Below are 13029 nucleotides of genomic sequence, written 5' to 3' on the forward strand. Positions count from 1 at the left end.
GGAACTGTCAGGCATGTCTCCGAACATCTGTCAGGTATGTATCCGGGCTTTACATCAAGGCCTGGGATGACGGAGGTCGTCGGGCCGTTTCCAGAAGACGCCGACTGTCGGCGTCATGCGGCCGTGTCGGCGGGACATCCCCCCTCACAAGGAGAACTGCAATGGACCCTTCGATTGCTCCGGCCTCGCGGGCCGCCGTGGTGACGCCGAATGACAGTGCTCTTGTCGGGGCGCGCGCGCTCTATATCGGCACGGCGGGCGATGTCGCCATTGCGCCGCGGCGCGATGTGGATCCGGTCGTCTTCAGAAACGTGCCGGCCGGGACGGTCCTGCCGGTGCATGCGGCGATCGTGGCGCTGACCGGGACCACGGCGTCCAACATCATCGCGCTGTTCTGAGCTTTCCACCTTATGGGCAGACCGACCAAGTTCACCCAGGCGCTGGCGGAGAAAATTTGCGAGCGCATCGCCGACAGGGAAAGCCTCCGGTCGATCTGCCGGGATGAGGATATGCCGGCGAAATCGACGGTGCTCTCCTGGCTCGCCGATGACGGCAAGGCGGCGTTTCGGGCGCGTTATGCGCTGGCCCGCGAGATCCTGGCCGACGGCTTCGTCGACGAGCTGGTCGAGATCGCCGACGACCGCAGCAATGACTGGATCGAGAAGAAGAACGCCGCCGGCGAAACCACCGGCTGGCAGGAGAATGGCGAGGCGATCAGGCGCTCGCAGCTGCGCATCGCCACGCGGCAATGGGTCGCCGAGAAGCTGAAGCCGAAGAAATACGGCGCCAAGGTCGAGCCCGAACAGGGCGTCACCGGCGAAGTCTCGCAATTGCTGGAAGATATCAATGGCAAAACCCGCGGACTTCCAAACGGCGGTTGACCAGTTTTCCGACTGGCGCTGGCGGCTGAACAATCTCTACTGGATCACCGACAAGGCCGGCAAACGCGTCAGGTTCGAGATGAATTGGACGCAGATGACCTTCTTCGAGCAGATGCATTATCTGAATGTGCTGCTGAAGGCCCGCCAGCTCGGCCTCACCACCTTCATCCAGATCTTCATGCTCGATGCCTGCGTCTTCAACCGGGATATCAGGGCCGGCACCATCGCCCATACGCTCGGCGACGTGCAGACGATCTTCCGGGACAAGATCAAATATCCCTATGACAATCTGCCGGATGGCATCCGCAATGCCGTGCCCGTCGTCAGGACCAACCAGACCGAACTGCTGCTCGCCAACAATTCGAGCATCCGCGTCGGCACCTCGCTGCGCTCGGGAACGCTGCAATATCTGCATATTTCCGAATATGGAAAGCTCTGCGCCAAATATCCCGAAAAGGCGAGGGAAGTGCGCACCGGCGCCTTGAACACGGTGCAGGCCGGCCAGCTGGTCTTCGTCGAAAGCACGGCGGAGGGCCAGGAAGGGCATTTCTATTCGCTCTGCGAGGATGGCCAGGTCAAGCAGCGCCAGGCGGCGAAGCTGACCGAACTGGACTTCAAGTTCCATTTCTTTCCCTGGTGGAAGGAGCCGCAATATCAGATCGCGCCCGAAGGCGTGATCATCACCGATGCTTTCGCCAAATATTTCCGCAACCTGGCCGACCAGGGCATCAGCCTGACCGACGGGCAGAAGGCCTGGTATATCAAGAAGGCCGAAACCCAGCTCGGCGACATGAAGCGCGAATATCCCTCGACGCCGGCCGAAGCCTTCGAAGCAAGCGTCGAGGGCGCCTATTATGCCGATCAGATGGCGGTGGCCGATGCCGAAGAGCGCATCGGGGTTTTCCCGCATGTCGCGGGTTATCCGGTTCACACCATTTCCGACATCGGCATGGACGATGCCAACAGCGTCTGGCTGTTCCAGGTGCTGCCCGGCCGCGTGCGGATGATCGGCTATTTCGAGCACACCGGCACCGGCATGGACGGCATGCTCGACGAACTGGCGCGGCGCGGCGCCGAGCACGGCTATGTCTACGGCGTGCACAACATGCCGCATGACATCAAGGTCCGGGAATGGACGCGCGGCGGCATGACCCGCATCGAGATCATGCTGAAAGAGGTCAGGGCGCGCGGTCTCGGCACGGTGCGCAAGGTCGAGCGCGCCTATGTCCACGACCGCATCAACGGCACGCGGCGCATTCTGGCGAAAGTCGAGTTCGACCAGGCCGGCTGCATCGACGGCATCAAGTGCCTGAGGAACTACCGCAAGGACTGGGACGAGGACCTCGGCGTCTTCCGCGACGAGCCGCTGCACAACTGGGCCTCGCACGGCGCCGACGCTTTCGGCGGGTTGGCGATCATCTTCACCGGACTGGCGCCGGAACCGCTGAAGCCGGAGCCGAAGGCGCTGCCGACCTTCCAGACCATGACCTTCGACGAATTTGCCGATTCCACCCCGAGACAGAGCGAGCGTGTTTGATGGAAGACGAGACAACGGCGTCGGAGAGCGGGCAGCAGTGGGATCCGGCCAAGGTCGGCGCCCATTGGCAGCAGGAGCTCGAGCGCGCCCAGCGCTATTTCAAATCCTGGCATGACCGCTGCGTCAAGATCGAGAAGATCTATCTCGACCAGCAGGCGGACCAGACGAGCGCGGCCAAGCGCCGGTTTCCGATGCTTTGGGCCAACACCTCGGTGCTGCAGCCGGCCGTTTATGCCCGCGTGCCGCAGTCGGTGGTCGAGCGCCGCTTCAAGGATGCCCAGCCGGTGGCGCGCATCGCCTCCGAGCTCGTCGAACGCAATCTCGCCTATACAGGCGACGAGGCCGATCTCGATTCCATCATGCGGGCGGTGCGCGACGATTTCCTGCTCTGTGCCCGCGGCACGGTGTGGCTGCGCTATGAGGCCGATTTCGAGCCGCTCGACATGGGCGTCGAGCCCTCTCAGCCGGCGAATGGCGGCTTGCCCGAGGGTCTGCCCGCAGATGGCATTGGCGCTCCTCTGCCCGAGGGGATCGCCGACGAGCGGGTGTGCATCGATTATGTCCACTGGTCGGACTTCCTGCATTCGCCGGCGCGGCGCTGGAAGGATGTCACCTGGGTGGCGCGGCGGGTGCCGATGACCGACGAGGAGATGGAGAAGCGCTTCGGCCGGCAAGCGATGACATCGCGGGCGGCGGACGGCGCGGCCGGCAAAAAGGGCGAAAGCCAGGCCGAGCGCGCCGAAAACGAGGGCAAGACCCATATCTGGGAAATCTGGTGCAAGAGCGAGAATTATACCGTCTGGATCGCCGACGGCGCGGCCGTGGCGCTCGAAGTCTCCGAGCCGCCGCTCGATCTCACCCATTTCTGGCCGTGCCCGCGCCCGGCCTACGGCACGATGTCGACGAGCTCGCTGATCCCGGTTCCCGATTATGTCTATTATCAGCAGCAATGCGACGAGATCGATCTCTTGACCAGGCGCATCAACAAGCTGACCGATCAGCTGCGGCTGAAGATCTTCTATCCCTCCGGCGACGGCGCGATCTCGCCGGCGATCGAAAAGGCGATGCGGCCTGAAAACGACATGGTGATGGTGCCGATCCCGGAATGGGCCGCCTTCACCGACAAGGGCGGCTCGAAGGCGATCGTGACGCTGCCGATCGACGAGGTGCAGAAGGTGATCGTCGCCTGCATGGCGGCGCGCAAGCAACTGATCGAGGATGTCTACCAGATCACCGGCATTTCAGACATCGTGCGCGGCGACACCCAGGCCTCGGAGACGGCGACGGCGCAGCGGATCAAGAGCCAGTGGGGCTCGATCCGCATCCGCGACCGCCAGGCCGAGCTCGCCCGCTTTGCCCGCGACATCATCCGCCTTGCCGGCGAAATCATCTGCGACCAGTTCCAGCCGGAAACGCTGATGCTGGTGAGCGGCGTCAAGCTGCCCACCATGGCCGAGAAACAGCAGGTGCAAATGCAGATGCAGCAGATGCAGATGGCCGCGCAGCAGGCGGCGATGCGGGCGCAGCAGATGGGCCAACCCCCACCGCCGCCGCCGGAAATGCCGCCGCAGCTGCAGCAGATGATGGGGCAGCCGACGATCGACGAGGTGGTGCAGCTCTTGCGCAACGACAGCATTCGCGGCTTCCAGATCGAGATCGAAACGGATTCGACCATCGAGCCGGACGAGGATGCCGAAAAGCAGCGCCGCATGGAATTCGTGCAGATGGTCGGCGGCTTCATGCAGCAGGCCGGCGCCATGGCGCAGCAGTCGCCGATGCTGGTGCCTGTCATGGTCGAGACGCTGCTCTTTGCCGCCCGCGGCTTCCGGGCCGGCCGCCAGCTGGAAAGCACGCTGGAGCAGGTCGGCGCCCAACTTTCTCAGGCCGCCGGCGCCCCGAAGCCGGAGCCGCAGCCTGCGCCCGGAGAGATGATCAAGCTGCAGACCGCTCAGGTGAAGGCGGGTGCGGAACAGCGCAAGGCCGAGCTCGGCGTCGCAGAGGCCGAGATCGAGCACCGCGCCACGGTGGAAAAGGCGCGCGGCGAAATGGCGGCGCAGGCGATCGATCAGATGCGCAGCGCGCAATCCGTTTACCAATGGGCCGGGAGAACAGCATGAGAGAACGCTATTGCCGCGTCTGCGGCGGCTGGCACGCGCTCGACCAATGGCCGCACAATTGCTTGCCGGAACGCAGTCCGGCGCGCTCCGACCTTCCGGCGCCGCATTTCGTCAGCGACAGCATCGATATCCAGTCGATGCATGACGGGCAGCACTACACCTCGAAGGCCAAGCTACGCTCAGCCTACCGGGCCGCCGGCGTGGTCGAGATCGGCAATGAAAAACCGCAGCCGATCGCGAAGCCGACCACGGATCGAAAGGCGATCCGCAACGAATTACGGCGCGTTCACGCCGAATACAACGCCTGATGCATGTCGCCCGGAAGTGTGCCGCGGTTCCGGGACAACGACATGCAAAACAACGATCTACCGGGCATCAATCCCCGAAATAGGAAATTTCCCACATGGATATGGAAGACCTGAACGAAGCCGGCAACGGCAGCGAAGATTTTGGCGCGTCCGATGGCGCGCCGGTCAGCATTCGCGACAGCCTGAAGGCGGCGATCGATACCGTCGAAGGCAATGGACCGGGCGAACTCGCCGGCCAGCCGCGCGACGGCGAAAATGGCCGTTTCCTGGCCAAGGGGCAGGAGCAGGCCGCCGCCCAGCAGACAGCGCAGGCACAGAGCCGAGGGCAGGGCGTCGAACAGCCTGCAGCCGGCGGCAGCCGGGTTCCGCCCGGCTGGTCGGCGGAAGCCAAGGCGCACTTCGGCAGCCTCCCCGGCGAAGTGCAGGCGGCGATCGCCAAGCGCGAACAGGAGGTCGATAACGGCTTCCGTGTCCTGCAGGATTACAAGGGGCTCGAGGAATTCACGCCGCTCATCCGCCAGGCCGGCATGACCCATGCCGACGTCATGCGCCGGGCGATCGACTGGGAAAAGGCGCTCATCCACGACCCCGTCAACACCGTCGTTCACGTCGCCAGGATGGCCGGGGTCAATCTTCATGCCCTCGTCAATGGTCAGACGGGGGAGATCCTGCAGCGCAATTCGCAGCAGGTACAGCCGCAGCCGCGATCCATCAATGTCGAGGCGACGGTCGAACATGTTCTGCGGAAAAGGGACACCGAAACTCAAGTCGATGCCTTCCTTTCCGACCCGGCAAACGCGCACGCCGACGATGTGCTTGACGACATGGTCGCCCTTATCAATGCCGGGCGGGCATCGACGCTTCAGGACGCCTACGACGCCGCATGCTGGATGCGCCCGGACATTCGCCGGCAGTTGATCAGCCAGACTGCGGCTCCTGTCCATCCACAGCAAGCCCAGAGGGCCGCAGCGGCAGATCAAGCCCGCCGCGCCTCGCGATCCATCTCTGGTTCCTCCGCGCCGGGCCCGACCCGCGACGCGGCAAGAGGCCAGCCCACCTCCATCCGGGACTCGCTGCGCGACGCCATGCGGTTTTCGCGCGGCCAAGTCTGATCAAAGGCCAATTCTGATCAAAGGAATGATCGATGCCCATTTCGCCCAACCTCTCTGAAATCGTCACCACGACGCTGCGCAACCGCAGCGGCACGGTCGCCGACGACGTGACGAAGAACAACGGTCTTCTCACCCGTCTCAACAGCCGCGGCCGCAAGAAGCCCATCTCCGGCGGCCGCACCATCGTCCAGGAACTGCAGTACCAGGAAAACAGCACCTTCAAGCGCTATTCCGGCTACGATATTTTGAATGTGCAGCCCTCCGACGTCATCACCGCGGCCGAATACGACCTCAAGCAGGCCGCGGTTGCTGTCTCCATGTCCGGCCTCGAACAGCTGCAGAACTCCGGCGAGGATGCGATTCTCGATCTGCTCGAGCAGCGCATCGAAAACGCCGAAACGACGCTGAAGAACAACATCGCCCTCGACTGCTATTCCGATGGCACAGCCGATGGCGGGCGGCAGATCGGCGGCCTGCAGCTCTTGATCTCGACCTCGCCGACGTCCGGCACCGTCGGCGGCATTTCGCGCGCCACCTGGGGTTTCTGGCGCAACCAGAAATTCTCGGCCTCGGCCGATGGCGGTGCGGCCGCCACCAATGCCAATATCCAGAGCTACATGAACCGGCTCTATATGTCCTGCGTGCGCGGCTCGGACGCGCCCGATCTCGTCGTCGCCGACAACAACTTCTTCCGCCTCTACTGGGAATCGCTGCAGGCGATCCAGCGCATCACCTCGGCGGACAAGGGCATGGCCGGCTTCCAGTCGCTGCAATATATGGGCGCCGACGTGATCTTCGACGGCGGTTTCGGCGGCGGCGCGCCGCTCAACCAGATGTTCTTCCTCAACACCAAATACCTGTTCTACCGCCCGCACCGCGACCGCGACATGGCGCCGATCGGTGACGAGCGCATGAACACCAACCAGGATGCCTTCGTGCAGCTGATGGGCTTCGCCGGCAACCTCACCATGAACAACGCCTTCCTGCAGGGCGTGCTGTTCGCCTGATCGAACGAAAGGAACAAGCAAATGTCGATCGCAACCATCCAGTCCGATCGTCTTGGCGCGAACCCGTTCGTCGTCGAAGGCCCGATCGTTTCCGGCTCCGGTATTCCCGGGCCGAACTTTGCCCTCGGCGCCATCGCCGGCGGCGACCGCGAATCCGAATGGGTCTATTGCCAGCTGGTGCTGGCCTCGCAGACGACCCTTCAGCCCGGCCAGTGGTTCCAGTGGACCCGGGATTATGTCGCCTCGCTGCTGACGACGGCGGCGGCCGTCGTCGGCCAGCGCTGCGGCGTCTTTTCCGGGGCCGCCCAGCCGCCGACCGTGACCGGCGGCCCGGTCGGCGCCGTGACGCTGCAACCCGGCACCTATTACATCTGGCTGCAGCGCAACGGCCAGGCGCCGTCGCAGGTGGCGACCGCAACGGCGGCCCTCGTCGTTGCCGAAACCACCGCCACCGCAGGCCAGGCAAGCGCCCCGGCCTCGGCAACGACGACCACCAAGGCCATCGCCAACGTCAATTTTGCGGCGGCCAACCAGACCTTCACCGCAACCACCGTCAACGGCTCCAACCTGCTGACCAGCCTTTCCGGCCTCAATGCCGGTTCCGGCCCGTTCATCGGTGCGGCGGTTGCCGGCACCGGTATTGCAGGCGGCACGACGATCTCGGGCATCACCTACAACCCGAACGGCGTCGTCCAGAGCATCACGCTCTCGGCCAATGCCACCGCCAACGGCACGGGCATCACCGTCACGGCGACGGGCGTGCTGGAGGCGACGCTGATGCGGCCGTTTCTGTCGAAGGTGAATTAAAGCAAGACGTTGACGGGCGCTGCGGCGCCCGTTTTCGCCGACCTTTTTATGCGTGGCGTGCCCCTCATCCGGCTGCCGCCACCTTCTCCCCGCTTGCGGGGAGAAGGGACACCGCCGCGACCTCTCCGTTCCCCACCTACCTCTAGCGGGGCACGTCCCCTCTCCCCGTTTTTACGGGGAGAGGGCTAGGGTGAGGGGCAGCCATCCGCACGACATCGCTCATCCCACATCTCCCCGCCATCAACAGCGAGACACACACCATGCCCGACAACACCGGAATTTATGCCTCCTTCAGCCTCGAGCCGGTCGAACAGACCTTTCTGACCGAAAGGGAAGGCCGGCCGATCTTTGCCGACAAGGAATTCGTGCGCATCTTCATCGCAGGCGACAAACATACCGAAGTCTACCGCGAGGTGACGGACAACGACAAACAGCGTTTTGCCGACGCCTACAAGCGCTTCAAGGAAGGCGCCGAGGCCCGCGAGCAGCTGACCGGCACGCCGCTTTCGCAATGGCCCTATCTCAAGCCCAGCCAGATCAAGGAGATGGAGGCGGTCAACATCTATACCGTCGAGCAGCTCGCCGCTCTCTCCGATACCGCCAAGCAGAAGATCGGCATGGGCGCCAACGAGCTTGTCGCCGCCGCCCGGGCCTATCTGGCCACCGCCGAGAACTCCAGCGCCGCTTCCGCCTTCGCCGCCGAAAACGAGCGGCTGAAGGGCGAGGTCAGCCGCCTGCAGGAGCAGATGAAGGAAATGGCCTTGCGCTTCGAGGCGATCGACAGGGAAGGCGAGGGCAAGGGGCGCGGCCGGCAGGCGGCCTGAGGAAGCGCTGAACAAGCGGCCCCCTCATCCGCCCTACGGGCACCTTCTCCCCGCTGGGGAGAAGAGGGAATCGAGACCTCGCGGCATAACCCCTTCGCCCCAACGGGGAGAAGGTGCCGGCAGGCGGATGAGGGGGTTGCACGGCACAACCTCAAGTAATTTTGCCTATCCCAACGTCCACAGCAACGGCTCTGAACCGGAGATCCCCCGCATGTCGCTCTTGACCATCATTCAGAACGTGTGCGCGGAGATCGACCTCGATCCGCCGACGGCCGTCATGTCTTCGGCGGATCCGCAGATCATGCAGCTGCGCATCCTCTCCACCCGCGCCGGCCGCGACCTGATGCGCGAGCATGACTGGTCGGCGCTGACGGTCGACCGGCAATTCACCGCGACGGGCGCCAACCCCGAGCCGGCCGAACCGCCGGCCGACTGGGACCGTTTCGCCGCCAATGCGAAGATCTGGAACGCCGCGCGCCTCTGGCAGCTGAATGGCCCCGTCGAGCCGCAGACCTGGCAGCGCCAGACGATCCTGAATTCGAACCCGGTGCCGCAGATTTGGCGCATGTCGGGCGGCAGGCTCGACATCTACCCCAATGCCGCGGGCGAGACGATCAGATACCAATATATCTCCGGCTTCTGGGTGGCGGTGAACGGCGGGGCGGTCACGGCCGGCAACTGGGCCAACGATACCGATACCGCCCGTTTTCCCGAAGATCTTCTCGAACTGTCGCTGATCTGGCGCTGGAAGCGGGCCAAGGGCCTCGACTATGGCGAGGAGATCGCCAGTTACGAGCGCGCCAAGGAGGCCGCCATCGGCGCCGACCGGGCCGCAGCGCCCGTCGACCTCTCGCTGCCGATGAGGGGCCAGGCGCCTGAGAATTATTGGCCCGGCACGATCACGGTGACGCCATGACCCGCAGACCTGTTCCCCCCAATGGCCGCACCCGCCGCGTTTCGCCGGGCAAGGACTGGATCGCGCCGATCGGCGGCTGGCGAACCGATGTCGAGATGGCGGATATGCCCGCCGATGCGGCCTTTCAGCTCGACAATTTCTTTCCCGAGGCCAACCGGGTGCGCGCCCGTTATGGCTTCCTCGCCTTCGCCACCGGGCTTGGTGCCGACGTGCAGACGGTCATTGCCTATTCCGGCGCCGGCAACAGGCTGTTTGCCGCCGCCGGCGACAAGATCTTCGAGGTGACGGCGGGCGGCGCCGTCGGTGCACCCGTCGTCTCCGGCCTCTCCAGCGCCCATTGGTCGGTGCAGCAATATACCAACCCGGCCGGCCAGGAATTCCTGCGCCTGGTCAACGGCTTGGACACGCCGCTGCTCTTCAACGGCACCGCCTGGACGAACAATTTTCTCACCGGCACCGCAACGCTTGCCACCCAGAACGTCGCCGTCCGCAACACGGCCTATATGCTGAGCTTTTTCGGCACCGGCTCGGTCGCCCTTTCCGGCGCCTTCACCGGCACGCTGAACGGCACCGGCGTCAACAACCGGGTGTCGCTGACCTTCACGCCGGCGGCCGGCACGCTCACCGTCACCGTGACGGGCTCGGTCACCAATGCGCAGCTCGAAAAAGGCGCGGTCGCCACCCCTTACGTCACTTCGACGATGATCACCGGCATATCGGATGCCTCGCTGCTGATCGCGGTGACGGCCTATCGCTCGCGCCTGTGGTTCATCGAGAAGAACTCGACCAATGTCTGGTATCTCGCCACCGATGCCGTCAGCGGCGCCGCCACGGTGCTGCCGGTCGGCGGCAACATGAAATACGGCGGCACGCTGGTGGCGATCAACGTCTGGACCATTCCGGTTTCGACCGGCCTGCAGCAGTGCCTGGTGCTGATCTCCTCCGAGGGCGAGGTGATCGTCTACCAGGGCTCCGATCCCGCCAATGCTGCCAATTGGGGCCTGATCGGCACCTTCAAGCTCGGCCGGCCACTCGGCAGCGATCGCTGCCTGCTGTCGGTCGGCGCGGATCTGGCGATCATGACGACGGATGGCATCGTGCCGATCACCAAGGCCGTGCAGCTCGATCGCGGCGCCACCAGCCTCGGGGCGATTACCGCCAAGATCGGCCCGACCTGGCGCGAGACAGTGGCGGCGACCGGCACGACATCGCAGGAATGGCAGCTTTCGAGCTTCCCGGCCCGGCAGATGGCGATCGTCAACCTGCCGTCCTCCTCTGGCCCCTATCAATATGTGATGAACACCGAAACCGGGGCGTGGTGCCGCTTCGTCGGCATGCCGGCCTCCTGCTGGGCGACATGGCAGGACCGGCTGTTTTTCGGGGCCGCCGACGGCACGGTCTACGAGGCCGAGGTCGGCGCCAACGACAATGGCGTGGCGATCGACGCGCTGATGGTCGGCGCCTGGAGCCGTTATGGCGACGGGCTTTCGACCAAGCTCTCGAAGCTGATCGGCGTAACGGCGCAGATCGGCGTTTCCACGGTGATGTATGCCGGCATCTCCGTCGACTACCAGACGAAGATTCCGACCGCCCTTCTCTCCTCGGTCAAGAACAATGCGGCGGCGAAATGGGGAACGGCGATCTGGGGCGTGTCGAAATTCCCGGGCATTTCGCTGGTGCGCAAATTCGCCTCCGCCGGCGGCGCCGGTTCGGCCTTGGCGCCGACGATCCGCGCGCTGATCTCCGGCTCGTCGGGCTCGGTCTCCGAGGCCGCCGTTGTCGGCGGTTCGGTGCTTTACGAAAAGGGCGCGCCGATTTGATCGTCTCCGAACCGCGCGAGGAGATCGCCGCCTGGGTCGGGGCCAGGATCGGCGTCACCTTCCACCCGCCTTACACCACGCTCGCCCATGTCGACCGCGGCCGGATCATCGCCGGCTTCGTCTTCAACGTCTGGACCGAACATGACGTCGAGGTTTCGCTCGCCGCCGACCGGCTGTCGCGGACGCTGATGCGATCGGTCTTTCGCTATGTCGTGCATCAGCTCGGCTGCCGCCGGGCCACTGCCAGGACCCGCGCCGACAACATCGCCGCCCAGACGGTGCTCGCCAGGTTGGGCGCCCGTCAGGAAGGCCGCCAGCAAGCCTATTTCGGCGACTGCGACGCGCTGCTTTACGCAATCATGAAGGAGGATTTCCCCTATGGTCTCCACGCCGAAGGCCCCGAAGGCGCCTGATCCGACCCAGACCGCAGCGGCGCAGACGGCGACGAACGTCGACACCGCCATTGCCAACTCCGGCCTGAGCTATGTCAACCAGTACACGCCTGACGGCTCGCTGGAATACAAGGTCACCGGCCAGCAGACGATGACCGACCAGAACGGGAAGACATACCAGATCCCGATCCGGTCGGCCTATCAGACCTATTCCCCCGAAAACCAGGCGATCTACGACCAGACGCAGCAGACGCAGCTCGGCCTTGCCAGGCTCGCCAACGACCAGACCAACAAAATCTCCGGCGTGCTCGGCACCAATGTCGATCTCAGCGCCGGCAATGTCGACAAATATGTCAATGATCACTGGCAGTCCGGCTTCAACAACCAGTGGGACCGCGACCAGGCGAGCCTCGATCAGAGCCTCGCCGACAAGGGCATCGCGATGGGCTCGGCCGCCTATGACAACGCGATGCGCGATTTTTCGACGCGCAAACAGGCCGCCTCCGACCAGTATCTCGGCGACATGTATTCCAATGCCCAGAATTCGATCCTGACCGAGCGCAACCAGCCGCTGAACGAGATTTCGGCGCTGATGTCGGGCTCGCAGGTGCACCAGTCGAGCTATGTCAATTCGCCGACGACGCAGCTGCCGACGGTGGATCAGGCCGGGCTGATCAACGAGAACTACAATCAGAAGATGGGCCAGTACAATCAGCAGCTCGCGCAGTCGAATGCGGCGATGGGCGGCCTGTTCGGACTCGGCGGCTCTTTGCTCGGCGGCTGGGCGATGAAATCCGACCGACGGCTGAAGGAAGACATCAAACGCGTCGGCACGCTGGATAACGGTCTGCCGGTCTACGCCTTCCGCTACAAGGAGGGCGGCCCGGTGCAGATCGGTCTCATGTCCGACGATGTGCGCGAGGTTCATCCGGGCGCCGTGTTCGAAGCTGCCGATGGGTTCGATCGCGTCGATTACGAAAGGGCCGTGGCATGATCCCAACCATTTTCGGTGCCGATACCGGCAAGACACAGGGCGACATCGACGGCCAGCGCAAGCGACTGGCCTACGCGATGCTGCAGCAGGGCACGGATACGAGCCCGGTGCAATCGCCATGGGAAGGGGTCGCGCGGCTTGCCGAGGGCGGGCTCGGCGGCTTGGCGCTTCGTCAACAGCGGCAGGCGCAGCAGGCAGCCGGCGGTCAAGGGACCGCCGCTCCGAAAGACCAGCCTTCCACACCAGCGCCGACCTCTCCCGGCCTCCTGTCGTTGCTCTTCGGCAGCGGACCGATGCGCCGGACCGGCGGCTAG

Annotated in this window: 14 protein-coding genes; all 14 read left to right on the top strand. The window is 64.5% G+C overall.

Annotated elements, in window-relative coordinates:
- The first annotated feature begins 161 nt into the window (after nucleotides 1-161).
- On the top strand, nucleotides 162-398 hold the full coding sequence (locus tag CO666_RS27185) for a spike base protein, RCAP_Rcc01079 family (RefSeq protein ID WP_097615133.1): 237 nt from the start codon (nucleotides 162-164) through the stop codon (nucleotides 396-398).
- 12 nt (nucleotides 399-410) lie between these two features.
- A complete protein-coding gene (locus tag CO666_RS27190; RefSeq protein ID WP_097615134.1) occupies nucleotides 411-881 on the top strand; it encodes a terminase small subunit-like protein in 471 nt (156 codons plus the stop codon).
- Nucleotides 847-2418 (top strand): terminase, encoded by a 1572-nt coding sequence (locus CO666_RS27195; protein WP_097615135.1) that lies wholly within the window; start codon nucleotides 847-849, stop codon nucleotides 2416-2418. The genes CO666_RS27190 and CO666_RS27195 overlap by 35 nt, the downstream gene beginning before the upstream one ends.
- On the top strand, nucleotides 2418-4535 hold the full coding sequence (locus CO666_RS27200) for a hypothetical protein (protein WP_097615136.1): 2118 nt from the start codon (nucleotides 2418-2420) through the stop codon (nucleotides 4533-4535). Before CO666_RS27195 ends, CO666_RS27200 begins: the two co-directional genes overlap by 1 nt.
- The gene (locus CO666_RS27205; protein ID WP_097615137.1) at nucleotides 4532-4843 is read left to right on the top strand and encodes a hypothetical protein; all 312 of its coding nucleotides are present in this window, start codon (nucleotides 4532-4534) and stop codon (nucleotides 4841-4843) included. Before CO666_RS27200 ends, CO666_RS27205 begins: the two co-directional genes overlap by 4 nt.
- 95 nt (nucleotides 4844-4938) lie before the next feature.
- A complete protein-coding gene (locus CO666_RS27210; RefSeq protein ID WP_097615138.1) occupies nucleotides 4939-5955 on the top strand; it encodes a hypothetical protein in 1017 nt (338 codons plus the stop codon).
- A gap of 32 nt (nucleotides 5956-5987) precedes the next feature.
- Nucleotides 5988-6962: a phage major capsid protein gene (locus CO666_RS27215; protein WP_003587937.1), complete on the top strand. Its 975-nt coding sequence runs from the start codon at nucleotides 5988-5990 to the stop codon at nucleotides 6960-6962.
- A 21-nt stretch (nucleotides 6963-6983) separates the two neighbouring features.
- Nucleotides 6984-7769 (top strand): hypothetical protein, encoded by a 786-nt coding sequence (locus CO666_RS27220; protein WP_097615139.1) that lies wholly within the window; start codon nucleotides 6984-6986, stop codon nucleotides 7767-7769.
- A 260-nt stretch (nucleotides 7770-8029) separates the two neighbouring features.
- A complete protein-coding gene (locus tag CO666_RS27225; RefSeq protein WP_097615140.1) occupies nucleotides 8030-8593 on the top strand; it encodes a hypothetical protein in 564 nt (187 codons plus the stop codon).
- A 211-nt stretch (nucleotides 8594-8804) separates the two neighbouring features.
- Nucleotides 8805-9509 (top strand): phage adaptor protein, encoded by a 705-nt coding sequence (locus CO666_RS27230; protein ID WP_097615141.1) that lies wholly within the window; start codon nucleotides 8805-8807, stop codon nucleotides 9507-9509.
- Nucleotides 9506-11329 (top strand): hypothetical protein, encoded by a 1824-nt coding sequence (locus CO666_RS27235; RefSeq protein WP_097615142.1) that lies wholly within the window; start codon nucleotides 9506-9508, stop codon nucleotides 11327-11329. Before CO666_RS27230 ends, CO666_RS27235 begins: the two co-directional genes overlap by 4 nt.
- Nucleotides 11326-11742 carry a GNAT family N-acetyltransferase gene (locus tag CO666_RS27240; protein WP_097615143.1) on the top strand — a complete coding sequence of 139 codons (417 nt, stop codon included), beginning with the start codon at nucleotides 11326-11328 and terminating at the stop codon, nucleotides 11740-11742. Before CO666_RS27235 ends, CO666_RS27240 begins: the two co-directional genes overlap by 4 nt.
- Nucleotides 11708-12715 carry a tail fiber domain-containing protein gene (locus tag CO666_RS27245; protein ID WP_097615144.1) on the top strand — a complete coding sequence of 336 codons (1008 nt, stop codon included), beginning with the start codon at nucleotides 11708-11710 and terminating at the stop codon, nucleotides 12713-12715. The genes CO666_RS27240 and CO666_RS27245 overlap by 35 nt, the downstream gene beginning before the upstream one ends.
- Entirely contained in the window at nucleotides 12712-13029 is a 318-nt protein-coding gene (locus tag CO666_RS27250; protein WP_245436872.1) for a hypothetical protein, read from the top strand. The genes CO666_RS27245 and CO666_RS27250 overlap by 4 nt, the downstream gene beginning before the upstream one ends.

Origin of the sequence: Rhizobium chutanense (genome assembly GCF_002531935.1) — a bacterium.
In the GTDB taxonomy this organism is placed as follows: Bacteria; Pseudomonadota; Alphaproteobacteria; order Rhizobiales; family Rhizobiaceae; genus Rhizobium; species Rhizobium chutanense.